General features: G+C 33.4%; 24 protein-coding genes. 21 read left to right on the top strand and 3 right to left on the bottom strand.

Annotation, left to right across the window (positions count from 1 at the left end; translation table 11 throughout):
* The first annotated feature begins 224 nt into the window (after positions 1-224).
* The 4 genes from JHL18_RS03570 (at position 225) to JHL18_RS03585 (ending at position 3,850) form a co-directional block, all read left to right on the top strand.
* Positions 225-533, top strand: coding sequence for a PTS sugar transporter subunit IIB (locus JHL18_RS03570; protein ID WP_200266260.1), 309 nt, complete (start codon positions 225-227; stop codon positions 531-533).
* A gap of 20 nt (positions 534-553) precedes the next feature.
* Positions 554-1,870, top strand: a complete 1,317-nt coding sequence (celB, locus tag JHL18_RS03575) for a PTS cellobiose transporter subunit IIC (RefSeq protein ID WP_200266261.1) — start codon at positions 554-556, stop codon at positions 1,868-1,870.
* Between the two features lie 67 nt (positions 1,871-1,937).
* Entirely contained in the window at positions 1,938-2,258 is a 321-nt protein-coding gene (locus tag JHL18_RS03580; protein ID WP_200266262.1) for a PTS sugar transporter subunit IIA, read from the top strand.
* Between the two features lie 98 nt (positions 2,259-2,356).
* Positions 2,357-3,850 carry a family 1 glycosylhydrolase gene (locus tag JHL18_RS03585; RefSeq protein ID WP_200266263.1) on the top strand — a complete coding sequence of 498 codons (1,494 nt, stop codon included), beginning with the start codon at positions 2,357-2,359 and terminating at the stop codon, positions 3,848-3,850.
* A 126-nt stretch (positions 3,851-3,976) separates the two neighbouring features.
* On the opposite strand, the gene JHL18_RS03590 is transcribed toward JHL18_RS03585, so the two are convergent.
* Both JHL18_RS03590 and JHL18_RS03595 read right to left on the bottom strand, forming a co-directional pair.
* Positions 3,977-4,915 (bottom strand): FAD:protein FMN transferase, encoded by a 939-nt coding sequence (locus JHL18_RS03590; RefSeq protein WP_200266264.1) that lies wholly within the window; start codon positions 4,913-4,915, stop codon positions 3,977-3,979.
* Positions 4,902-5,855: a LysR family transcriptional regulator gene (locus tag JHL18_RS03595; RefSeq protein WP_200266265.1), complete on the bottom strand. Its 954-nt coding sequence runs from the start codon at positions 5,853-5,855 to the stop codon at positions 4,902-4,904. The genes JHL18_RS03590 and JHL18_RS03595 overlap by 14 nt, the downstream gene beginning before the upstream one ends.
* Positions 5,856-6,028: 173 nt before the next feature.
* On the opposite strand from JHL18_RS03595, the gene JHL18_RS03600 reads away from it, so the two are divergent.
* The 17 genes from JHL18_RS03600 (at position 6,029) to JHL18_RS03680 (ending at position 24,595) form a co-directional block, all read left to right on the top strand.
* Positions 6,029-6,628 carry an NADPH-dependent FMN reductase gene (locus JHL18_RS03600; RefSeq protein WP_200266266.1) on the top strand — a complete coding sequence of 200 codons (600 nt, stop codon included), beginning with the start codon at positions 6,029-6,031 and terminating at the stop codon, positions 6,626-6,628.
* A 14-nt stretch (positions 6,629-6,642) separates the two neighbouring features.
* Complete coding sequence (locus JHL18_RS03605) at positions 6,643-9,066, top strand: flavocytochrome c (RefSeq protein WP_200266267.1); 2,424 nt, start codon at positions 6,643-6,645, stop codon at positions 9,064-9,066.
* A gap of 695 nt (positions 9,067-9,761) precedes the next feature.
* Positions 9,762-11,843 carry a BglG family transcription antiterminator gene (locus JHL18_RS03610; RefSeq protein ID WP_200266268.1) on the top strand — a complete coding sequence of 694 codons (2,082 nt, stop codon included), beginning with the start codon at positions 9,762-9,764 and terminating at the stop codon, positions 11,841-11,843.
* 15 nt (positions 11,844-11,858) lie between these two features.
* Entirely contained in the window at positions 11,859-12,146 is a 288-nt protein-coding gene (locus tag JHL18_RS03615; RefSeq protein WP_200266269.1) for a PTS sugar transporter subunit IIB, read from the top strand.
* 28 nt (positions 12,147-12,174) lie between these two features.
* Complete coding sequence (locus JHL18_RS03620; RefSeq protein WP_200266270.1) at positions 12,175-13,446, top strand: PTS ascorbate transporter subunit IIC; 1,272 nt, start codon at positions 12,175-12,177, stop codon at positions 13,444-13,446.
* A gap of 132 nt (positions 13,447-13,578) precedes the next feature.
* Entirely contained in the window at positions 13,579-14,181 is a 603-nt protein-coding gene (locus tag JHL18_RS03625; RefSeq protein WP_200266271.1) for an SIS domain-containing protein, read from the top strand.
* 4 nt (positions 14,182-14,185) lie between these two features.
* Positions 14,186-15,085, top strand: a complete 900-nt coding sequence (dapA, locus tag JHL18_RS03630) for a 4-hydroxy-tetrahydrodipicolinate synthase (RefSeq protein WP_200266272.1) — start codon at positions 14,186-14,188, stop codon at positions 15,083-15,085.
* A gap of 47 nt (positions 15,086-15,132) precedes the next feature.
* Positions 15,133-15,774 carry a beta/alpha barrel domain-containing protein gene (locus tag JHL18_RS03635; RefSeq protein ID WP_200266273.1) on the top strand — a complete coding sequence of 214 codons (642 nt, stop codon included), beginning with the start codon at positions 15,133-15,135 and terminating at the stop codon, positions 15,772-15,774.
* 118 nt (positions 15,775-15,892) lie between these two features.
* On the top strand, positions 15,893-16,714 hold the full coding sequence (locus tag JHL18_RS03640; RefSeq protein ID WP_200266274.1) for a transketolase: 822 nt from the start codon (positions 15,893-15,895) through the stop codon (positions 16,712-16,714).
* Entirely contained in the window at positions 16,714-17,634 is a 921-nt protein-coding gene (locus JHL18_RS03645; RefSeq protein WP_200266275.1) for a transketolase family protein, read from the top strand. Before JHL18_RS03640 ends, JHL18_RS03645 begins: the two co-directional genes overlap by 1 nt.
* 21 nt (positions 17,635-17,655) lie before the next feature.
* On the top strand, positions 17,656-19,176 hold the full coding sequence (locus JHL18_RS03650; protein ID WP_200266276.1) for a phosphohexomutase domain-containing protein: 1,521 nt from the start codon (positions 17,656-17,658) through the stop codon (positions 19,174-19,176).
* Positions 19,177-19,455: 279 nt separating this feature from the next.
* Positions 19,456-19,659 (top strand): DUF4177 domain-containing protein, encoded by a 204-nt coding sequence (locus JHL18_RS03655; protein ID WP_200266277.1) that lies wholly within the window; start codon positions 19,456-19,458, stop codon positions 19,657-19,659.
* Between the two features lie 211 nt (positions 19,660-19,870).
* Positions 19,871-20,548, top strand: a complete 678-nt coding sequence (locus JHL18_RS03660) for a response regulator transcription factor (RefSeq protein ID WP_200266278.1) — start codon at positions 19,871-19,873, stop codon at positions 20,546-20,548.
* The gene (locus JHL18_RS03665) at positions 20,545-21,600 is read left to right on the top strand and encodes a sensor histidine kinase (protein WP_200266279.1); all 1,056 of its coding nucleotides are present in this window, start codon (positions 20,545-20,547) and stop codon (positions 21,598-21,600) included. Before JHL18_RS03660 ends, JHL18_RS03665 begins: the two co-directional genes overlap by 4 nt.
* A gap of 799 nt (positions 21,601-22,399) precedes the next feature.
* Positions 22,400-22,537 carry a hypothetical protein gene (locus JHL18_RS03670; RefSeq protein ID WP_200266280.1) on the top strand — a complete coding sequence of 46 codons (138 nt, stop codon included), beginning with the start codon at positions 22,400-22,402 and terminating at the stop codon, positions 22,535-22,537.
* Between the two features lies 1 nt (position 22,538).
* A complete protein-coding gene (locus JHL18_RS03675) occupies positions 22,539-22,733 on the top strand; it encodes a hypothetical protein (protein ID WP_200266281.1) in 195 nt (64 codons plus the stop codon).
* A gap of 482 nt (positions 22,734-23,215) precedes the next feature.
* Positions 23,216-24,595: an MATE family efflux transporter gene (locus JHL18_RS03680; protein WP_200266282.1), complete on the top strand. Its 1,380-nt coding sequence runs from the start codon at positions 23,216-23,218 to the stop codon at positions 24,593-24,595.
* A gap of 130 nt (positions 24,596-24,725) precedes the next feature.
* On the opposite strand, the gene JHL18_RS03685 is transcribed toward JHL18_RS03680, so the two are convergent.
* Positions 24,726-25,235 (bottom strand): methyl-accepting chemotaxis protein, encoded by a 510-nt coding sequence (locus JHL18_RS03685; protein ID WP_200266283.1) that lies wholly within the window; start codon positions 25,233-25,235, stop codon positions 24,726-24,728.
* Positions 25,236-25,719: the final 484 nt, after the last annotated feature.

Here is a 25,719-nt window from a genome sequence, read left to right on the forward strand (position 1 = left end):
ACAAAGTAATAAAACTTAAGAGTGCAATATAAAACAGAAGTGATATTCATAGCAGGATACCTTTTTCCGTTATCAACGGAAAAATCCTTTCTGTAAAACAAATAAGTTTTAGAATAAACTATAAACAACAAGTAATCAAAGCGAAATGAAAAGGTTGTCAATTGATGCAGCTTAGATAATTGGCTACTTATTTTATTAAAAAACTTTTTATAGGAGGAGAAACAATGAATATTTTATTATGTTGTGCAGCTGGGATGAGTACAAGTTTGCTTGTGACCAAAATGGAAAAGGCCGCAGAAAAACAAGGTTTGGAAGGGAAAATTTGGGCCGCTCCGGCAACTCAGATCAATGAACACATTGACAAGGCGGATGTCGTTCTTTTAGGACCACAAGTTCGATATCTACTTTCAAAAATAAAAGCATTAGGGGATGAGAAAGGTATTCCAGTAGATACTATTGACCCAACTCACTACGGGATGTGTAATGGCGAAGAAGTTCTAAAAACTGCTATAAAGTTAGTAAGTAACAAATAAATTAAGAGGGGAAGAAGAAAATGAGCAAATACAACGACTTTCTAGAACAAAAGGTAATGCCTGTTGCAGCAAGAGTCGGTGCGCAAAGACACTTATTGGCGCTCCGTGATGGTCTGATTGCCACTATGCCATTCATGATCATTGGGTCATTATTTCTAATCTTGGCCAACTTTCCAATTAATGGATATGCAGAATGGATGAGTTCTATTTTCGGCGCAGGCTGGAAAAATAGTTTAAACTATCCGGTAGATGCAACTTACAATATCATGTCGCTCATTGCTGCATTCGCTGTAGCTTACCGATTAGCTGAAAGCTATAAGGTTGATAAGTTGAGTGCCGGTACTATTTCAGTGTCTGCCTTCTTATTAACAACACCATTTAATTTCCTATTTAAGGCAGCCGGAGCTAAAGATGCTGTTATGGTAACCGGTGCACTTTCAAAAGCATTTTTAAGCAGTAAAGGTTTGTTTGTTGCATTACTTATTGCAATTATATCAACAGAAATTTATCGTTGGTTCGTCCAAAAAGAAATTATTATTAAAATGCCAGATGGTGTACCACCAACTGTTGGTAAATCATTTGCAGCTCTAATTCCAGGATTTGCTGTTATTCTTTTGGTTTGGGGAGTACGTTTACTCGTTGAAACCACTAGTTATGGAACGATTAATGGCTTAGTTACCACAATTCTAGGTGATCCGTTAAAAATGGTGGGACTTACTCTTGGTGGATCCCTTGTTGCTGAATTTTTTGTAACATTACTATGGGGTGCTGGATTGCATGGTACAAACATTGTTAAAAGTGTTATGGAACCAATTTGGCTTAGTGCTTCCGGTGACAATGCTGCAGCATATCAAGCTGGACAACATCTACCACATGTTGCTACTATGCAATTCTGGGATAACTTTATCCACATCGGTGGAACGGGTGTAACATTTGGCTTAGTTCTTGCAATGTTAATCTTTTCTAGATCAAAGCAAATGAAAAGTCTTAGTCGTTTATCAATAGCTCCTGCTATTTTTAACATAAACGAGCCAGTAATCTTTGGATTGCCAATAATGTTAAACCCGCTAATGATTATTCCATTTATCATTACTTCACTTGTTGTCGTTATTGTAACTTTTATTGCAATGAATTTTGGATGGGTAGCGTTACCTACAGGTATTGCAGTCCCTTGGACAACGCCACCGATTATCGCAGGCTATCTTGCATCCGGTGGACATATTTCGGGCGCAGTGATGAATGTAGTTAATATTTTTATTTCATTCCTAATCTATACTCCTTTCTTCAGAATCTATGATAAGGCGAAGAAGAGAGAAGAGGAAGGGCTGACTAACTAAAGAAAGTGAGGCAGGTATATATTTGTCTATTGCCTGCCTCCTTAATACAAGTGAGAGGACTTTAATTATGAATAAAGAAGAACTATATAATATTGCATTTCAATTAATCCTTCACGCTGGGAACGCAAGAAGCTCGGCAATGGAAGCAATCCAAAAAGCGAAAGAAGGCAATTTTGATGAAGTAGAAGCAAAATTGATAGAAGCAGATAATGCTTTAAATGAGGCACATCATTTTCAAACTAGCTTAATACAAAAGGAAGCAGGCGGAGAGGAATTTGATTTTTCTCTTATTATGGTTCATGCACAAGACCATTTTATGACTTCCATGGCCCTTAAAGATATGGCCAGTGAAATCACTGATTTGTATAAACTTATCAAAAAGGCTTAATGCAGATCCATTTTTAGGATTGCCCAACTTATTTTGGGCAGTTTTTGTTTTTATAAAATCAAAAAAAGTAATGTACTTTAGAAAGGAAATGAATTTCAATGAAAAAAGTTTTTCCGGAAAATTTTTTATGGGGTGGAGCTACAGCTGCAAATCAATATGAAGGTGGATATAATGAAGGCGGGCGGGGGCTTGCAACAAGCGACTTCATAACTAATGGAACTGCAGATCGTCCAAGGAAAATTACAATCCAGTTAAAAGACGGCACAAAAAAAGTGGTAAACCGTCGACCTACTGGTGATCCCAAAATTGACACTATACCAGAAGGTGCAGCAGGCTATATCGATGAATCTGTTTATTATCCTAGTCATAAAGCTGTTGATTTTTATCATCATTTTAAAGAAGACATTGCTCTTTTTGGAGAGATGGGATTGAAATGTTTCCGACTATCTCTTAGTTGGTCTCGTATTTTCCCAAATGGTGGAATTGAAGGGGAACAACCAAATGAAGAAGGGTTAAAGTTTTACGAAGATGTTTTTAATGAGTGCAAGAAATATAATATCGAACCATTAGTTACGCTATATCATTTTGAAACGCCTGCTTATTTGGCTGAACATTATAATGGTTGGGGGGGGCGTCAAACCATTGATTGTTTTTTAAGAATGTGCAAAGAGGTATTTACTAGGTATAAAGATTTAGTTAAATATTGGATTACTATTAACGAAATTAATGTACTAAATGGCTACGCCTTTATGGGGACCAGAGAAGCTACAGCTCAGATGCGTTATCAAGCAAAGCATCATATGTTTGTTGCCAGTGCCCTTGCTAATAAACTTTGTCACGAAATCATTGAAGATGCACAAATTGGTTGTATGGTTGCTTTAAGCTGTATTTACCCGAAAGATTGTAAACCAGAAAATATATTTGGAGCATTGGATTATCGAAGAGGAGCTTTGATTTACTCTGATATTATGATGAGGGGATATTATCCATCTTACGCAGACCGCTTTTTTGAAGAGATGGGAGTAACCATAAAAAAAGAACCTGGGGATGACGTAATAATAAAGAATTACCCCTCAGACTTTTTATCATTTAGTTATTACCGTAGCAGTGTATATCATACTGAAATCGTTCAGAATACAGACACTGGCGGGCAAATGGGGGATGCAAATCCTTTCCTTAAAAAAACGGAGTGGGGATGGGCTATTGACCCTGTTGGGTTAAGATACACTTTATCTGAACTTTATGATAGGTATCAGAAACCTCTATTTATTGTTGAAAACGGGATGGGGACTATTGATAAGCCTGATGAAGATGGATATGTGGTGGATGATTATCGTATACAATACTTCAAAGATCATATTGCAGAAATGAAAAAGGCAGTTACTTTAGACGGTGTTGACTTAATGGGTTATACACCATGGGGGTGCATTGATTTAGTTTCTGCAGGAACTGGCGAGATGAAAAAAAGATATGGTTTTGTATATGTAGAAATGGACGATGAAGGAAATGGAACCTTAAAAAGAAATAAGAAAAAATCATTTTATTGGTACAAGAAAGTAATAGCAACTAATGGAGAAGATCTTAGTTTCTAGAATTGATAGAATTGTGGAAAAACCTCACTTGGAGTAGTTACGGAGAACCGTATCATAAGTAAATGAGGTTTTTTAGCCTTAGGCATTGATATAATTTGCCTAAGGCTATTTTTGTATTAATGAATACTACATTGTTAATGGATATATTTTTCCTTTAAGATTATCTGTATAGGCCATTTTTCCATCCACAGTTATTACAACAGCACCCATCCCCTTAATGCTATTAACTCTACGAATAATTGAAGTAGCATCTAATCCAAATAATTTTGTAGTATATATATCGCAGTCTAGGGATTTATCAGCAATAATAGTTAAAGAAGCTATATTGCTTTCTATTGGATAGCCTGTTTTGCTGTCAAATATATGGTGGTATTTACTACCATCCTTTTCGAACATTCTCTCATATATTCCTGAGGTTACAACGGATTGATCTTTTATTTTCACAAGTGCCACCACATTTCCTCTTGGTAGAAATGGATTTTGTATTCCTACATTCCAGTCACCGCCGATCGATGGAGACTCTCCAAAAACGAGGACATTGCCACCCATATCTACCATAGCTGAAACAGCTCCATTTTCTTTAAATAATTCCATAACCTTATCAGCAAAATAGCCCTTGGCTATAGCTCCAAGGTCTATCTCAATACCTTTTTTCAAGAAATACACGGTGTTTTTTTCATCATCTAGTTGTATATTTTCAGGCTTTAAAAGTTCCAGTACATGTGCTATAGCTTCTTTCTCTGGTACATGTGCCCCCTCAAAACCTATTTTCCATAATTTTATTAATGGACCTATTGCTATATTTAAATATGTATTTTCACATAGACTATGTTCTTTACCTATCTTTATCAGCTCATACAGTTCTTCATCTACTTTTTGTGGAGCAAATGAAGCTTCTTTTTTTAGCATCGCAAGCTGTGAGTTATCACTGTTGGCGCTAAAGACTTCTTCATAATGAATCAGCATATCCTCAGCCTTTTCTGCAAGCTTTTCAGCAGCATCTGCTTTTATATATAGAGAGATTTTTGTTCCCATAAGATATATTATCTTCTTATACTCGTTCATTTTGATCTCCTATATTGAAATTATTTTGGCCATGAGTTAGAAATGCTTCTATAAGGTCTTTATCAACGGCAGTTAGTTTTTTTTCACTGTTATATGCTATAAAATAATCTAAACTCAGCTCATCAGCTGGAATTTGATATATATTGTATTCAGATGGACATTCCTTTACATTGATGCTTTCTGGTATAAAGGTCAGTCCTAAATTACTGGTTGCAAGGTTACGTACAGTATAGATTTCGGTGCTTTCCATTATGATTTTGGGTTCCACCTTATAAAGGCTTAATAACTGGTCTATCTGCTTTCTTATAGCAGAACCCTTGGAAGTTAGTATCAGCTTTTGACACAATATCTTGTTTATGTCGATAGTTCCCTCTGGAATAATGGCCACGTCTTTCTGATATAGATCACAACTGCGAGGAATAACAGCACGGTATCGGTGTCTGCCCCAAGTAATGGAGTTTAGGTTGGGAGAAATATTTGTTGAATTTTGTCCAAGCCAAAAATCTAATTCACCATTCTGAGTTAGTTTTTCATTTTTTTCTGGTAAAGCCTCTGAAAGCTCTATTTTACAGTTTGGATGCATATCTAAAAATTTTGGTAAAAAGAGAGGTAAAAGATAGGTTCCGAGACTAGGAAGTACTCCTATCTTGATAACCTTGCTATCTATATCTGTCACAGCTGATATTTCTCTAAGGAGTTTCGCATAATTATTTTCTATTGAAGTTAAATACTGATAATATATCTTTCCCTGCTCGGTTAATCGATAGGGCAGATTGCTACGATTGATAAGCTCACATTCTAACTGACTTTCTACCCTTTTAATAACCTGTGTCAAGTAAGGTTGAGAAATATAAAGTGATTTGGCAGCCTTGCCATAATTACTGTACTTTAAAATGGCATCAATATAATACAAAATATCTTGAGAATAGTATTTTGACATTTAATTCATCCTTTTGTGAAACAATTAACTTGTTTTTTATTGTGTTTGATTATAACAAATATGTTATCAAACTTCAATAAATAACTATTAGATATAATATATTCAACATGTTAAAATTATATCAAATAATTATTGAAATTATGAAGTCTTCAAAATAGAGAGAGGAGATTACTATGAAATATTTAGCAATTGTAGGTACTAACTCAGACGTGTCAACTAATCGTATACTGCTTCAATTTATGCAAAAGCATTTTTCCAGTGAGGCAGAGATAGAACTATATGAAATTAAGGCTTTACCTGCCTTTAATGAACCAGAGGATTCTGATATTCCTGAAAAGGTAGCAGAATTATCTGATAAAATTCTTAAAGCAGATGGAGTAATAATAGCAACTCCAGAGTACGATCATGCAATACCTGCAGTTTTAAAGAGTGCTCTTGAATGGATTAGTTACACTAGTCAAGCACTTACTGACAAACCAGTTTTAATTGTGGGAGCTTCCCATGGTACGCTTGGTTCTTCTCGTGCACAGGCACATCTTAGACAGATACTTGATTCGCCTGAGCTTGCAGCCAGAATCATGCCAAGCAGTGAATTCCTTTTAGGAAAATCACAAGGTGCATTTGATAGCGAAGGAAATCTTATTTATTTAGACAAGCTATCAGAGCTAGATGAAATTTTCAGAGAGTTTCTTCTATTTACAGATATTACATCAAAACTTTTAGCAGAAAAAGCTTTAAATAAAAAAGTTAAAAAATTCACTTGGCAAGAGTAGGAGGATTAATATCAATGAAATTTATAGCGATTGTTGGAACTAGTGCAAAAAGATCATATAATCGTAAACTACTTCAGTTTATGAAAAAATACTTTGAGTCAAAGGCAGAAATAGAGATACTTGAGATTACAGATGTTCCTATGTTTAATCAATCTGATAATCAGTCCTCAAGTGAAGTGATACAGATGTTCAATGATAAGATTATAGCAAGTGATGGTGTTATTATAGCTACCCCTGAGTATAATCACTCAATAGCATCTAGTCTTAAAAGCTTAATTGAATGGCTAAGCTTTGATCTTCATCCACTTGCTGGCAAACCAGTAATGATCCTTGGTGCTTCTCTTGATACTCAAGGTTCTTCTCGTGCGCAGCTACATCTTCGTCAAATCCTAGATGCACCAGGTGTTGATGCAAATGTAATGCCAGGATATGAGTTTTTACTTGGAAGTGCAAATAAAGCATTTGATGAACAAGGTAATCTAAACAATGAAAGAACCATAGATTTCCTAGAAATATGCTTCCTACGCTTTATGCGCTTTGCAAAGATTTCAAATAAGCTAAACGAAGAAGAAGAGTTTACCTTCAAACCAGGAGTATATGAGGTAAGTGCAATAGGGCACAGCGGAAGTCTTCCAATGAAGGTATCTTTTAGTGAGGATAGAATAGAAAGTATAGATATAAATACAGAGGGCGAGACAGAAGGGCTTGCAGATGTAGTTTTTGTAAGAATACCAGATAAAATAATCGAAGGACAGACATTAAATGTTGATGCTCTTTCAGGTGCTTCAGAAACTAGTAATGCTGTAATAGATGGTGTAGCAAAAGCAGTTAAGCTTGCAGGAGTTAATCCTGACATACTTAAGAGACGCCCAAAGCCTGCTAGTAGCTTAATCAAAGAAGATGAAGAGTATACTTGTGATGTAGTAGTTGTAGGTGGAGGTGGCGCTGGACTAAGTGCAGCTGCAACAGCGCTGCAAAGTGGTGCAAGTGCTATTGTTCTTGAAAAATATCCAGCAGTAGGTGGAAATACCATACGTTCTGGTGGTCCTGTCAATGCTGCAGATCCAGAGTGGCAGATACAGTTTGAAGAAAATCCAGGAGAAAGGCATACTATTGAAGCACTATTAGATACAGATGAGAGCTTAATTCATCCAGAATATATAGAGGATTTCCGTGCACTTAGAAAAGAGTTTTCAGCTTACCAAGAAAAGTTTGGTACACAAAAGGGACATCTATTTGACTCTCCACTACTTCACAGAATGCAAACATATTTTGGTGGTAAAAGAACTGATCTTAATGGCAACACCATATACGGACAATATGACCTAGTAAAGATACTTACAGACAGAGCTTTAGAAAGTGTTAAATGGCTAGAGGAAATAGGGGTTGAGTATGATAAGAACATAGTATTTGCTCCTGTTGGTGCACTTTGGCGCCGTGGTCATAAGCCTACCAAAAGCCATGGCTCATCCTTTATACTTTCACTAACAAAATATGTACAAGATAACTCAGGAAAAATCATTACTGATAGCCCTGTAAAAGAATTTATTATAGAAGATGGTGAAATAAAGGGAGTTATAGCAACTGGTGTTAATGGCCAAAAGATAACTATTCATGCAAAAGCAGTAGTGCTTGCAAGCGGTGGTTTTGGTGCAAACACAAAGATGCTAAAAGAATACAACACTTACTGGAGTGAAATTGCTGATGATATAAAAACTACTAACTCCTACGCTATGACTGGTGATGGGATATTACTTGGTAAATCCGTAGGCGCAGCACTTACAGGAATGGGCTTTACCCAAATGATGCCTGTAGCTGATCCTGAAACTGGTGAATTATTTAGTGGACTTCAAGTACCTCCTGAAAACTTTGTAATAGTTAATAAAGAAGGAAAAAGATTTATTAATGAATTCTCTGGAAGAGATGTTTTAACAAAAGCTGCTATTGAACAGGGTGGTTTATTCTACCTTATAGCTGATGATGAAATAAAGAAAACTGCAGCTAATACAAGTCAAGAAAAGATAGATCGTCAGGTAGAAGCTGGCACTTTATTTAGAGCAGATACCCTAGAAGAGCTAGCAGTAAAAGTTGGTATGGATCCTGCAACTCTTGTAGACACTATTAATAAATATAATTCATATGTTGATGCAGGCTTTGATCCAGAATTCCATAAGGATACCTTTAGCTTAAAAGTTTTAAAAGCACCGTTTTATGCTACTCCTAGAAAGCCAGCAATTCATCATACAATGGGTGGACTTAAGATAGACACTAAAGCCCATGTATTAGACGAAAATGATAAACCAATTAAAAATCTTTATGCTGCTGGAGAAGTTGCTGGAGGTATCCATGCAGGTAATCGTCTTGGCGGTAATGCATTAACTGATATATTTACCTTCGGAAGAATTGCTGGTAATACTGCAGTTGAAGAAATGAAATAACTGTTTATGTAAAATATAAAGCTTGTAGAGGTTTTGTTTGATGTTATGGTGATATTTAGAAAACTTACACCAAGAAATCTTTTAAAGATACCTATTTTATCATACTAAACTTTTATATACAGTTTTATTAAATCTTTGAGATGTATATGTAGATAGTTACTATCAGAAGCATGGTAGTAGCACTAACACTTACTTTCACTAGAAGACCCACGGAAATCTAAAAATGGATTTTCGTGGGTTTTAATTTGTTCAAACTCTGATTGTGTTGTAATATATCTATACTTACCTTTCCGATTTTTATAAGCATCTCAGGATATCCGTTCTTACTTTAAATACTATAAAATTATAAATCAAAACAATTTTGGAGATATTAGCTTGAAGAGATAAGTTTAAATAACTAAGAGGCAAACAGGCAAAGTATTGTCTCTTAGAGATAAATAAAGAGATGAATAAAGATATGAAAAAGGAACTTATACTGTCCGATAGCGATTGGATAGATGCCATAGACCCTAGCAATTTAAACTGTTTTGCCACTTCTATTTAATTTTTGTTCAATCAGCGGACAAAAGTTGAACCTAAATTGAATTGAAAACGATATACAATTAAAATAGAATGATGTTGAGGAGGCGATGAAAAATAATAATCCAAAGACGAGATTATAGTTAATCTTAATAAGAAAGCGAGGATTAATATAAATGGATAAAGAAATCGTATCAATTCTTCAGATTTTACTAAATAGTACACTGATAACTACAAAAGTTTTGCAAGAAGAAACAAATTCTACAAAAAGACAAGTTACATACAGACTAAATAAAATTAATGACATGTTTAAAGTTAAAAAGGTTCCACTAATAACTTTAATGGCCAATAAGGATATAATTGTTCAAAAGGAAACAAAGGATGTAATTAAAGAAATCCTAATAAAGAACAATTCTAAAAATACTTACTACTTTAGTAAAACAGAGCGACTTTTATATATGTATTTGATGCTTTTTATAAACCTGGAAGATATATCGATTAATCATTTTATAGATTCTCTAAAGATAAGTAGATCTACTGTAAATCTTGATTTTAAAGACTTTATACCGGATCTAGAGAAAAAGGGGATTGAAGTTAAAAACAATCGTACAAACGGCTATTATTTAGTCGGATCTGAAATGGAGATTAGAAGGATACTTATTAAAAGTATCATAGAGACACTATCTAATGAGGATGGATCAAGAGTATTTGACATTTTTATTAAAGAGTACAAATTAGATAGTTATGAAGAAGCTAAAGATATCATATCAAAGCTTGTAAAAAAACATAAAATTACTTTTGTTGAGAATAGATTGGTTGAATTTATCTATATATTCATTTTTCTAAAAGCCAGAATGCTATCAAATAAAATGATTACTTCAGAAAATATAGATATTCCTAATATTTCAGCTTTAACATCTATGAAAGAATATGGATTTGCTGAAGAATTATTAGAAGTATATGATAGCAAAGATAAGATAAAACCTCACGATATAATGTACATCAGTGCTTGGATTTTAGGTATATCCGTAGGAAACTTTGAAGAAGGCACAAGAGACAGAGAAGTAATCACAGAAATTGTGAACAAAATGATGATAAAGTTTGAGTATTTAAGTGGAGTACATTATGTAAGTCATGAAAAAATATTCAAGCAACTATATTCTCATTTTAGGCCAGCTTATTACAGACTTTTATTTAAACTACCTATATACAATCCACTTTGTAAAAGGGTAAAAGAAGAATATGGACTATTATATAGAATCGTAAGCAATGTAATGAAAGAATTCTGCGGCCTATTTGGAGAGGAAATCCAGGAAGAGGAATTAGCATATCTAACAATGCATTTTGCAGCTATTTTTTCCAGCGGAAAGAAATTCAATATTCTTAGAAAAAGAACAGCATTAATAGTTTGTTCAAATGGGGTCGGTAGCTCGGCTATATTATATGCAGAGCTCACAAATTTATTTCCGGAACTAAACTTTTTACCACCATTAGAATCCTCTAAGCTAAAAGATTTTGTTGAACCTGTAGATATTGTGTTTACTACTAATTATAAGGCAGAGGGGTTAGAAATAGATGTACCAGTAATTAAAGTTAGTCCTGTTATGACCCAAAAAGAAAAATACAAGCTTACACGTGAAGTGTATATTCAATTGGGTGATATTTTTTTAAGACAACCGAAAATAGATGAAGTTATGGATATAGTAAAAAAATATGCGAAAGTAACTTCTGAAAGTTTGCTTTCAAATGAATTATTATCCTATTTTGCACAAATAGAGAATTTTACGTCTAAGGGAGATGAAGGACTTATGTTAAGTGACATTACTAATGAAAGACTAATAAAACTAAAGATTTCAGCTAAAGATTGTGAGGATGCCATAAGGCAGTCAGCATCTGTTCTAGTTGAGAATGGTAAAGCTACAGGAGAATATGTAGATGCCATGGTTAAAACTGCAAAAGAATCTGGGGCCTATATTGTAATTACAAAACATGTGGCTTTGCCACACGCAAGACCAGAAGCAGGAACAAAAGAAATCGCAATAGGAATTGCTACTTTAGAAAATCCTGTTGAGTTTGGAAATGAAGACAATGATCCTGTAAAATATGTATTTTGCTTAAGTGCTGTAGATAATAATAGTCACTTGCGTGCAATGTCTGAGCTTGTTGAATTATTTGAAATGGATGAGTTTTTTAAGATTTTAGACAATGCTAAAGATCCTAAGGAAATTATAGATTTTATAAAATCACATGAATTATAAAAGGAGGAATTATTTATGTATAAATTATTAATCGCATGTAGAGCAGGTGTTGGCTCAAGTTTAATGTTAAAAATCAAGACCCAACAAGTAATCAAGGAAAATAATTTTCCGATAGAAGTTGAGCACGGTTCATTAGACTCGCTAAATGGATTTACTGGAGATGCTGTAGAAACATTAGTTGATGTTGCTGAAGAATTAAGAAAGAAAAACTTAAAATTTGATATTATTGGTATCCATAATATTATTGATCGTAATGAAATCAAAAAAGCATTAGAACAATTTCTTGCATCAAAAGAAAAATAAAATTTAATAAAATAAGGGAGAGATATATATGGATTTTATCATAAGTTTATTGAGTACCCCGGCTGTATTACTTGGTGTGGTTGCTTGTATAGGGTTGATTCTTCAAAAGAAATCACCTACTGATGTATTTACTGGAGCTTCAAAGACACTTATAGGCTTTTTAGTATTTGGTATTGGTGCTTCTGCTATGACTGGATCACTACAAAACTTTAATAAACTATTTCAATATGGTTTTGGAATCACAGGAGTTATAGCATCACCTGAAGCTGCTACAGCACTTGCTCAAAAGACCTTCGGTTTCGCAGTTTCATGTACATTGATTTTAGGATTTATATTAAACTTAGTTTTTGCACGTATCACTAGATTTAAGAACATATTTTTTACAACAGGGCATAGTTTATTCTTTTCTTGTGTATTAGTACTAATTATGAAAGCTCACGGATTCAGTGACATGATCACAATAGTTACTGCTGGAACAATTTTAGGCTTTATGTCTGCAGCATTACCTCAATTCTGTCAACCATTTATGCGTCAGTTGACTGGTGGAGATGAACAGGCTATTGGTCACTTCAATATGATTGGATATGGTTTATCTGGTTATGTTGGTCGTATATTCTCAAAATATAAAGAGGAAACTACAGAATCAATCGAGTTCCCAAAATGGTTATCAGTTTTTAAAGACTTCTTAATGGGTCTATCAATAATTATGTTGATTTTATTCTATGTTGCAACCTTAAAAGCTGGTCAGACATTTACTCAAACACTTTCTGGGACACAGCACTGGTTGGTTTATCCTATAGTACAAGCGTTTACCTTCGTTGCTGGTATGTCAGTATTAATGTCAGGTGTTCGTATGTTCTTAGCTGAAATAACAGCTGCATTCGTTATTATAGCAGAAAAGTATATTCCAGGATCACGTCCAGCGTTAGACGTACCAACTGTATTCCCTTATGCACCAAATGCAGTTATTTTAGGATTTATCTGTTCATATACTGCAGGTCTATTAGCAATCGTGGTTATGGTAGCTTTTCCTAACATATTTCCTGTAGTAATTATACCAGCTGCCCATATCTGTTTCTTCTCAGGTGGTACAGCAGCGGTATTTGGTAATTCATCAGGTGGATGGAGAGGAGCAGTTCTTGGATCATTTATTGCAGGACTACTACTTGCATTCCTTCCAACCTTACTATATCCGGTTTATGGAACACTTGGTATACAAGGTGCTACATTCCCTAACATAGATTATAACGTAGTTGGTAATGTGTTGCATAGAATTTTACAATTTATAAAACCTATCTAAGTTAATTAATACGGGGCTGTTGCATTGAGAAATCTAAACACAATATGTTTTTTTAGAATTTAACAATCTAATATAAACATTGTAGTTTTTACTCTTTATGTTACAGCTCCATAATTTTAAGGAGGACAAATCATGGTTGGAAATACAATACCTGAATTTTTAGATATATTGACTAATGAAATATCAACATTTATAGCTTCAATTGATGAAGCTGCTATTAATAAGGCTCGTGATCTTATACTTGAAGCAGAAAAAAATTATGGACGTGTACATGTTACTGGTATAGGTAAACCAGGTCATGTGTCAGGATATATTTCTTCATTACTTTCATCAACTGGAACACCAGCATATATATTGCATGGAACAGAAGCTGTACATGGGTCAAGTGGCCAAGTAGTTCCTGGTGATGTAGTTATAGCCATATCAAATAGTGGTGAAACCCAAGAACTAAAAGCAACTGTTGAGACCTTGAAAGCTAATAAAGCTAAAATTATTGGAGTTAGCGGCAATCCTAATTCATGGCTAAAAGATGCTTCCGATACTTTCATTTTCGCAGGAATTAAAGAAGAAGGCGACTCTCTTAATAAGGCACCTCGTGCTTCAATTATTGCAGAAACAATAGCCTTACAGTCATTAAGCATTGCATTGCAGTATGCTAAAGGTCTTGATGCTCAGCAATATGTAAAATGGCATCCGGGTGGAAGTCTAGGAAAATCTATTAGGGAAGGGAAATAATCTTATGGAATATAAAGGTATTATATGTGCGATGATCACACCTCTTGATGAAAATCAAGATATTAATCCTCAAGCAACCCGTGAATTGATTGACTACCTAATCGGTAAAGGGGTTTACGGATTATTTATTTTAGGAACAAATGGCGAATGTCATGTTCTAACAGATGATGAAAAAGTGGAATTTGCAAAGATTGTTATCGAACATACAAATAATAGAGTTCCTGTTTTTGTAGGAACAGGTGGTAATTCTACTCGTGAAGTTATAAATTTATCAAAAAGAATGGAAGAGGTTGGTGCAAGTGCACTATCGGTTATAACACCATATTTTGTGGCTCCAACACAACCGGAATTAATTGCACACTATAAAGCAGTTGCTTCTTCAGTTAACTTACCAATTTTGATGTATAACATGCCAGGTAAAACAGGTATTAACATAGAACCTGAATCAGTACGTGAATTAGCTAAAGTTAAGAACATTGTTGGTATTAAGGATAGTGGCGGAAAGCTGGAAAACATGAAGGCTTATCTTGAAGTAACTAAAGGAGAAGATTTCGGAGTATTCTCAGGTTCCGATTCACTTATTCTTGATATTCTTAAGGCTGGTGGACAAGGTGCAGTTGCAGCAACTGCAAATTTTCTAGCGGAAATAGATGTAGCTATATATAACAATTTCATTAAAGGGGATTTGGAAGCAGCTCAAAAAGCACAAGGCAGCATTGAAGAACTTCGCCGTATTCTTAAGTTCGGAACCATTCCATCTGTTATCAAACAGACTGTTACGTTAAATGGAATAAATGTTGGACCAGCACGTCTTCCAGCAACACAACCTACTGGTGAAAAACTTGAAGAAATCAAGCGTGTAGTTGAAGCTTATAAAGCTACGTTTAATAGTGGTTTGTACTAAAGATAAACTTTAATTGAAATTTAATAAGGAATATCGAGGTGAATGATATGAAAAAAATGAATATAACAAAGAGAATGGTGGATGTTGGAGCTCTCGCAATAGTAAGAGTAAAAACACTTAAGCGTGCATGCGAAATAGCTGAAGGGTGCATTAAAGGTGGTATACCGGTTATGGAGATGAGTTACACCTTGAATAATGCAGGAAGAATCATCGAAGGACTTAGCGAAAAGTACGGAGAAGAACTTTGTGTTGGAGCAGGTACAGTTTTAGATAGTGAAACTGCTCGTCACGCTATTTTACATGGAGCACAGTTTATTATTGCACCAAATTATGATGAAGATGTAGCAAAAGTATGTAATAGATATCAGATACCTTATGCGCCAGGATGTACCTCATTAACTGAAGCTGTAAATGCATTGAGTTTAGGGGCTGCCTTTGTTAAAGCTTTCCCAGTCTCAGACTTCTACGGACCAAAGCTAGTGAAGGTATTCAAGACACCAATTCCTGATATGCCAATTCTAGCTAGTGGTGGAATTACTCTTGATAATCTACATGTATGGTTGGAAAACAAAGTAGATGTTTGTGGCTTCGGAGGTTTATTAACCAACGGAAGCTCGGAGGATATAGCGAAAAACGCAAGAAAGATTCGTGAAATCATAGATGAGTTTAAAGATTCTACTGAAAAATAATTAAAGTTAAGGGGTTGTCACATTAAGAAATTATACCGCAATAGTTTTTTAGAGTTTTAACATATTGTGATTTTAATTCTTTCAGTGACAGCTCCTTAAAATATAGGAGGAATAGAAGTTGAATACAGAAAAACTAAAAGATATAGCAAAAGCTATAAGAATAGATATTGTTGAAATGCTAACAGAAGCAAAATCAGGACATCCAGGCGGATCACTATCAATAGCAGATATACTAACAGTATTATATTTTGAAGAGATGAACATAAAGGTGGAAGAACCTAAGTGGGAGGATAGAGATAGATTTGTATTATCAAAAGGACATGCAGCACCAGGGCTTTATGCAGCCTTAGCTGAAAGAGGATACTTTAAAAAAGAAGAACTTAAATCTCTTAGAAAACTTGGATCAATATTACAGGGGCATCCAGACATGAAGAAGACTCCAGGAGTAGACATGTCTACAGGGTCTCTTGGTCAAGGTTTATCAGCAGCAAATGGAATGGCTCTCGCAGGAAAGTTAGATAAAAAAGACTATAGGGTATATACAATAATAGGCGATGGAGAACTACAAGAAGGTCAAGTATGGGAAGCTGCTATGAGTACAGCTCATTATAATCTAGATAATCTAGTAGCAGTTGTAGATTTTAATGGACTACAAATAGATGGATCAAATGAAGAAGTTATGAATGTAAGTCCAGTAGATAAGAAGTTTGAAGCCTTTGGATGGAATGTGTTAGTTATAGATGGGCACAACTTAGAAGAAATAAAAACAGCTCTAGTTAAAGCTAAAGAAGTTAAAGAAAAACCAACAGCAATAATAGCTAAGACAGTAAAGGGAAAAGGAGTTTCCTTCATGGAGAATCAAGCCTCCTGGCATGGAACAGCACCAAATGAAGAGCAAAAGGTGCAAGCTTTAAGTGAGTTAAAAGGAGGAGAAAAATAATGAATATAGCAACAAGAGAAGCTTATGGAGAAGCATTAAAGGAATTAGCACCAAATGAAAAAATAGTTGTATTGGATGCAGACCTTGCTAAAGCAACTAAAAGTATAGAATTTAAGAAAGTAGCACCAGAGAGATTCTTAGATATGGGAATAGCAGAAGCTGACATGATAGGAACGGCAGCGGGACTCGCTACTTGCGGAAAAATCCCCTTTGCAACAACTTTTGCTATGTTTGCAGCAGGAAGAGCCTTTGAGCAGATAAGAAACTCAGTGGCATATCCAAAATTGAATGTGAAGATAGCGGTAACTCACGCTGGTATAACAGTGGGGGAAGATGGAGGAAGCCATCAAGCTATAGAGGATATATCTTTAATGAGAAGTATACCAAATATGGTGGTACTAAATCCTTCAGATGCAGTAGAAGCAAAAAAAGCAGTATATGCAGCGGTAGAATACTACGGACCAGTATATATAAGATTTGGAAGAGCAGCAACACCAGTAATTCATAATGAAAACTATGAATTTAAAATAGGAAAAGGTGAGATATTAAGAGAAGGAAAAGACGTACTAATAATAGCTACAGGAATAATGGTAGCAAAAGCACTAGAAGCAGCAGAGACTTTAAGCAAGGAAAACATAGAAGCAACTGTTGTAAATATAGCTAGTATAAAGCCGCTTGATACAGAGCTTATAGTAAGTTTAGCTAAAAAGATAGGTAAGGTAGTTACAGCAGAAGAACATAGCATAATTGGTGGATTAGGTTCAGCAGTAGCAGAAGTATTATCAGAAGAATATCCAGCTAAACTTAAGAGAATAGGAATTAAAGATGTATTTGGACAGTCAGGAACACCAGATTTACTACTAGAACACTATGGACTTACACCAGAAGCTATTGTTAAGGCAGCTAAAGAACTAAAATAATCTTAAAAAGGAGGCATAGCAATGGCTACAAGTTTTTCCTGCATTAAGGAAGATTTAAGTATATCATTAAAAAAGCTAGTAAACGGCACTGATATTAGAGGGATAGCTATAGAAACTAAAGAGCATAAAGCAAACTTAACTCCTGAGATTGTAGCTTTAATAGGTAGCGGCTTCTTTAAGTGGTTAAGAAGTATTGGTGATAACAAAAACAACTTAAAAGTAGCTATAGGAATGGACTCAAGATTATCTGGCAGTATCTTAAAGGCTGCTCTAATTGATGCTTTAATTAAAGAAGGCGTAATAGTATTTGATTGTGGGATGACCACAACACCATCAATGTTTATGACAACGATATTAGAAGATTATAAGTGTGATGGAGCAATCATGATCACAGCAAGTCACCTTCCATATTATTACAATGGTCTTAAGTTTTTTACTTCAATCGGTGGATGTGAGAAAGAGGACATTAATAGGATAATAGATTTTTCTATGAATGATGAAAGCTCATCAAAAAATTTAAGTGGTGAGGTCAAAAGGTTTAGTTTAGTTGATGACTACTCAAAAGTACTTGTTGATAAAGTAAGAGAAGCTGTAGGGTCAGAAAAACCATTAGAAGGAGCTAAAATTATAGTTGATGCAGGAAATGGAGCAGGAGGCTTTTTTGCAACCAAGGTATTAAAGAATCTTGGAGCTGATATAGAAGGAAGTCAGTTCTTAAATCCTGACGGTAACTTTCCAAATCATATACCTAATCCAGAAAATAAAGAAGCTATGGAGTCTATAAGAAATGCGGTGTTAAAGTGTAAAGCAGATCTTGGGATAATTTTTGATACAGATGTGGATAGAGCTGCTATAGTATCAAAATCTGGGGAAGAAATAAATAAAAATGCTCTTATAGCCTTAATATCCTCAATAATAATTAATGAAAAAAATGGGGCAACCATAGTTACTGATTCCATAACCTCAACAGGGTTAAGTGAGTTTATAACTAATCTAGGTGGAATTCATCGTAGATTTAAACGTGGATATAAAAATGTTATAAATGAAGCTAAAAGGTTAAATGCTGAAGGAATTGAATGTCCTTTAGCGATCGAAACATCAGGTCATGCAGCTTTAAAGGAAAATTACTTTTTGGATGATGGTGCTTACCTTATAGTAAAAATCCTTATAGAAATGTCTAAACTTAAAAAAGAAGGAAAAGACATTGATTATTTAATAAAGGACTTAAAGCATCCTAAAGAAAGCAGAGAAATTAGAATAAAAATAGCTGACGAAGACTTTAAAGCTTATGGTCAATCAGTGATTGATAATTTAAAAGAATTTTCACATAAAGTTGAAGGCTGGAATATTGAGCCTCAAAATTATGAGGGAATAAAAATAAATTGTACTAAAGAAGAAGGTTGGTTTTTATTAAGATTATCCTTGCATGAACCTCTTCTTGCCTTAAATATTGAAAGTGATATTGAGGGTGGAGTGGAAGATATTTTAAAAACTCTTAACTCTTTCCTTAGTAATTATAATGGTTTAAATACGAAATTATAAGAGATTAGATTTAAGCACACTTCTAACTGTAATTTGCAGACTTTTATTGAATCGAATAAAAATAATAGTTGTCATGCTTTCAGTTATTATGGTGTTGAACTATCGTTAAAGAACTTCAATTTTGATATATTTTATCTAAGTTGAAGTTTTTTACTTTTTAAGGTATTATTTCAATGGATGCTATTTATATCTAGGAAGCGTAAAAACGATATAGATGTGATACGACACGCATAAAAATTAGGTATATGAATATAAGCAATAAAGAAAGGATGAAATATTATGCAATATGTTGTTTTGCAAGTTGTACTAAAAGAAAAGTTTATTGGGACAGGCTCAGGGAATTTGACAGAATTAGAAAAAGTGATAAACACACAAGCCGAAAAAGGTTATAGATTACATACAATCACCACTACTTCTGCAGGTTGCAAAGGTTTAATGGGTGGAGATAGGATTCAAGCTACACTAGTTTTTGAAAAATTGTAATCAATCAGAGAATTTAATTAATAATTATGTTTAAATATAAATAATAGGTTTGGCTAAATGTGTTTTGCCGCCGACATAAAACCCACGAAGATCTTAAATTTAGATTTTAGTGGGTCTTTTGTTTTATTATGAAGAAAGAGTGTAAAAACTAAATTAAGTTTATATTCTATTTAAATTCATGAGGTATACTTAAAGTAGGACGGTGATAGATTTGAATAAAATTTTAGTTATAGATGATGATGGTTATATCAGAGAGCTTATTTGTACAGTATTAAAAAATGAAGGTTTTTCTGTATCTGAGGCAGTAAATGGAAGAGATGCATTACAAAAACTTGGCGAGGACAAGGTTGATCTTTGTGTACTTGATATTATGATGCCACAAATGGATGGCTATGAATTTTGCAAACAAGTACGTAAATATTATGAAGATATGCCAATTTTAATGCTTACTGCAAAAAGCGAACTTTCCCAAAAAGTAAAGGGGTTTGAGCTTGGGGCGGATGATTATTTAACTAAACCCTTCGAGATAGATGAATTGCTTGTTCGAATTAAAGCACTATTGAGGCGGTATAAAGTGTCTACTTCACAGACTATTAATATTGGTAATTTAGTTATGGATAAAAGTAGCTATACTGTGATTAACAATGATGAAAAATGTGATATACCAATGAAGGAATTTGAACTTTTATTCATGCTTGGAAGTTATCTTGGAAAAACACTTTCACGGAATAGGCTCATTGAAGAGATTTGGGGGCTTGATTTTGAAGGAAACGAGAGAACACTTGATGTTCATATAAATCGTCTGAGAGAGAGATTTCCATGTGAGGTTTACAAGTTCAAAATAACTACTATTAGGGGACTTGGGTACAGATTGGAGGAAGAGAGTTGAGAGGAAACTGGTCTTTTATTTCACTAATACTGATTTTTCTTACAACATTATTCGGTCTTATCAGTGGGCATTATATTTATATGTTTATTTTCGGTCAATCACAAAATATCCCTTCATACATAATCATTATTGTTCAAAGTTTAACTTCTGCTTTGATATACTTTCTGATCTGGAGAGGATGGTACTATTTACATAAACATTTCGCTAATAAACATAAAAAATTTGATCTTTCACATTTTCCAATATTAAGTGGAGCCATTGAAGCTATGAACAAGATGTCTTCTGGTGATTTCAATGTACTTGTGAAAACAAATGAATTGGATCCTTTTAATGAGGTAGCTGACAAGGTAAACAGAATGGCAAAGGAGCTTGGATCTTTGGAAAAACTACGTCAGGATTTCATATCAGATGTATCCCATGAAATACAGTCACCATTAACCTCTATCTCAGGGTTTGCGTCTCTTTTAAAAAAGGGAAACTTAAGTGAAGAAAAGGTATCACACTATGCCAATATAATAGAAACAGAAAGCAAACGATTATCAAAACTAAGCGAAAATCTATTGAGATTATCTAGATTGGAATCGGATGATAATAATTTAAATTTAAAAAAGTATCAAATTAATAATCAAATTGAAAGTATCCTACTCATGCTAGAACCACAGTGGTCGGCGAAAAATATAACACTTGATGTTTTACTTGAGGAAGTCACTATATGGGGAGATGAGGATTTATTAAGTCAGGTATTTATAAACTTGCTTAATAATGCTATTAAATTCACACCAGAAAACGGAAATATAGGTGTTAAATTATCAAGTGATGAAAACGGAATTGAATGTAGGATCTCTGATACAGGTATAGGGATTTCACCGCAAGATCAGCTACGAGTTTTTGAGAGGTTTTACAAAGTAGACAAATCCCGTGATCGTTCTTTGGGTGGCAATGGGCTTGGGCTTTCAATAGTAAAGAAAATTATTGATCTACATGGTGGGAAGATATCTCTTGTAAGTGAGATTGGAAAAGGCACGGAATTAACTATTTTCTTACCCAAATAGAAGCTATAGAATTCTTTTATGAAGATTTAATTTATATTCGTTCGAAAATTAGTATGTATAAATTAATAGGTGAGTTACTAAAGTATCTAAATTAAGATAATACAAACTGAATTTAATATGTTATTTTACTTTGATATGACTTACTAAAGATCCAAAATGTCATTTTATATATGTTTTATTGTTCGGATTTATCCTTCAAAGTATTTTATTGAGTTTTTGAAGACTTTATTTAATTTACAATAAAATGTTCATGAAGAACAGCTCTTGAGAAAGAGTGATTTTTACAGCAACTAGATGAGATATGGAATTTAATATATAAAAAATCGTTTTTGTAAGAGAGCGACTGGAACTGGTTACTTTTCTATAAAAAAAATTCTAGTATATATGGAACGAGTATATGAATTAGAACAATCATTGAATGAAGGTGATTAAATACTTATATTACCAATTAAAAATGATAAAAAATAGGCATGTTAAGCTTTAAAAGTGTAAACATAAAAAGAAATAGTTAATAAATTATTAACGAAATAGAGTTATTGATGAATTTTAGGCAAATTACAAATTGAATTAAATAAAAAGAACGAAAGTTCTTGTATTTAACATATTATGTAGTATATTTTGAAAAATAGAAGAGTGTCTTGTCGATACTTTCTTTGTGTACTATGATAGATTTAGACATATATTATTAGATAATAATGATATTATAGTTTGTAACAAGCTTGTGTAAAATTGAAAAATAAAATTTTATTTGTAAATACTTGATTAACAGTTAATTGTAATATTTGTGTCAGAATGCTATATGACGAAAGATTTAGATGGAACTGAACATTGGTATAGCAATTTAAAGTACTATAATAATAAGGGGGATAGTACTCCTTGGTCAGTTGATATAGTTGAGTATGTTAACAATAGGTTAGTAAATTCTTGGGGGTACTAATTTGACAGATAGGGAAAAAATCAAAAAGTTGTCTAAGACTGTAGCTAGAATATCTTCACTTATTGCTAGTGCAACAGTATTGGGACTATATGGATTAGATAAATATACTTTTTTTATAATTGTTCTAATAGCAATTTCCAACAATTATGAGGATGTAGAAAAGTTTTTCTTGCTATTTAACAAGAAAAGAGAGTAAATGATAAAAATGCTACTAAGGGAACTTATAGTTTTCCTATGTAGCATTTTTTACTTTAAAGATTAATTATAAAATGAAATTAAAACAAGTAAAATTTTATAATAAGTTCAATTGTTAAACAAAAACATATATAGGAGGAATGGTGTAGATACTTGTAATTATTTAATTAGTTAGAAATCGAATAACTAGGACTACATGTTAGTATGAATAATAAAAAAATATAAATCATGTGAAGAGACTTTCAAGTTGCTTCATCTATATCCCACACTTTAATATCTGCTTTGTTAGCCCTAGGTTATAACCACAGTCTGAATTTAACAGATTGTGGTTTTTCTTTTTGTTTACATTGCGTTTAAATTCCATTTAAGTTCAGTTTAAATTGAAGCCATATACTATGTTTATAGAAGGCAAACAGTATTTAAAAACAATATTAATGTTAAGGGCGGATTTTATTACTCGCAAAATGAAAGGAGTTTTTTTATATGGAAAACATAGAAAATATAGATCAAAAATCACTGTACTATCTTGAAAAGGCACCTGTTACAAAAGCAATAATACACATGGTTCTTCCTATGATGCTAAGTAGTATAGCTTCAGTTGTCTATAATATCATCGATGCTTTTTTTGTAGGTAAGCTTAATAATACTGCGATGATGGCGTCAGTAATGCTTGCATTGCCATTTACCTTAGTATTAATGGCACTTGGACAAATGTTTGGAGTAGGTTCGGGAACATATATATCAAGACTTTTAGGTGAGGGCAACATAGAGAGTAGCAAAAAGGTTAGTTCTATTAACTTTTGGTCTTCAATGATTATGGGAATTATTTTTACGTTGATATGCTTGCCTATACTATCTTATATTTTGCCGCTTTTAGGAGCAAGTGGTGAAACGCTACAATATACAAGAAATTTTGTAATGATACTTGTTATTGGTGCTCCAATCACTATTACTAATATGGCGCTTGAATCATCTGTACGTGCTGAGGGAGCATCAACTGTTTCTATGACGGGTACTATAGCAGGTATTGTAGTTAATATAATACTTAACCCAGTTTTCATTTTTGTTCTTAATATGAATGTTATGGGATCAGCACTAGCCTCAGTTTGCGGTAATATAGTTTCCGCTCTATATTTTATATATTATCTACAAAAGAAGAGTACTGTTCAGAATTTATCGTTTAAGTATTTTAAGCCAAGTAAAGAGATTTATAGTAACATCTTTAAGGTTGGAGTTTCAGCTTTACTACTTAGTGGATTTTTTGTGGTTATAAGTGTGCTTTTCAATAATTACTCTATGATTTATGGAGACACTGTTGTGGCTGGATTTGGAATTGCACAAAGAATTGTTCAAATTGTAGACTGCATTGGGATGGGCTTTGCAATGGGAGTTGTACCACTAATTGCCTTTGCTTATTCTGCGAATAATCAAAAGCGACTCATGGAAGTTATTAAAAAGACCATATTGTATATGCTGGTTTTAACATTAACTCTAGGAGCAGTTCTATTTGCACTCAGATTACAGATAATTGCTTTCTTTAGTGTTGATCCTAAGGTTATCGCTATTGGTCAAATAACTTTAATAGCTCAACTATCCTCAACTGTTTTTGCTGCCTTATGTGAATTTTTCACTGGAATATTCCAAGCCCAAGGAAATGGTGTGCAATCAAATGTTATGGCTGCTGTGAGAGGTGTTTTATTTGTTCCTATTTTGATTGTTGGAAACATGCTATTTGCAGTTAATGGTGTTATTTGGACTATGACAGCTACAGAAGGAATATCATGTGTGATTGGAATTATCCTATGGCTAGGGGTTAGACAGAAAGGCTTAATGAAAATGTCTATGAATGAACAAACAAGTTAAAAACTTTAGAACGTGATATTAGAATAGATACATTTAATGATTAATAAATTTAGTGATGTATTTCAAAGGATACGCTTAGTCTTTACCATAAAAAAACCTAGACAGTGATATGTCTAGGGTTTTTTACTAATTAAATTAATTCCTTAAACTCGTGAAATTTAACGAGCACAGTATCCAAGTCACTACTTACCTTAGAAAAGTTGCTTCTAGCTTGGTGTATATTATTTGACCTATTCTTCAATTTCTCTAGTTCATTATTTGCTTCCGCCGTCAAAGAATATATCTTATTTAATGTATCGTTCATGCTTAAAACCAAATCTTTTGTACTTACAGAAAGTTTTTTTACTTCATCTGCAACTATTGAAAAGCCTTTACCAGCCTCACCAGCTCTTGCTGCCTCTATAGATGCATTAAGTGCTAGTAAATTAGTTCTAGATGCCACATCATTTATTTGAGATGAGATATTTTGTATAAATTTTGTATGGGTTAAAAGCTCTTCAAAAGATGAAACGAAACTATTTACTTCATCTCCTCTATTAGCTACACTTTCTGAATAATCTATATTTTCTTTCATTGACTTTAGTAAATCAGATATATCTTGAATATGTTCTTTCACCTTTATATTTCTATTATCAGCCATAGTGCTATTCTCCTCCTTAAAGTTTGTTTATTAAATCATCTGAAAATTTATTAATAATGACTAGACTGTATTTATCGTAGTGATTTAATATTTTTACAAATTTATCATGCTCATTTCCATGAAGTATTTCATGTATTTTAAAAACTTCTTTTCCTAGTGTTGTCAGAGAATAATAAATATCTTTTTTATTATTCTCCAGGCGATTTCCTTTTATCAAATCTTTTTTAAAGTTTGCTTGTAATATTATAGATATGGAATGAGCTAAAAATCTTAAAGATAACAATATCGCAAACAATAAGTCAATTTTGTTCAATAAAAATATCAGAATAATACAAGAACCTATAAAGATAAAGTAGTAATATTAAGTTGAAATTCATAGAATTCTGCTTTGAAGGATTATATATGATGTACCACTTCGTAATAAAATATAAATTCTAATATGAAGTGGTACATCTATACATACAGTACTAATAAATATTAAAAG

Origin of the sequence: Clostridium yunnanense (assembly GCF_016595795.1) — a bacterium.
GTDB lineage: Bacteria > Bacillota > Clostridia > Clostridiales > Clostridiaceae > Clostridium_AR > Clostridium_AR yunnanense.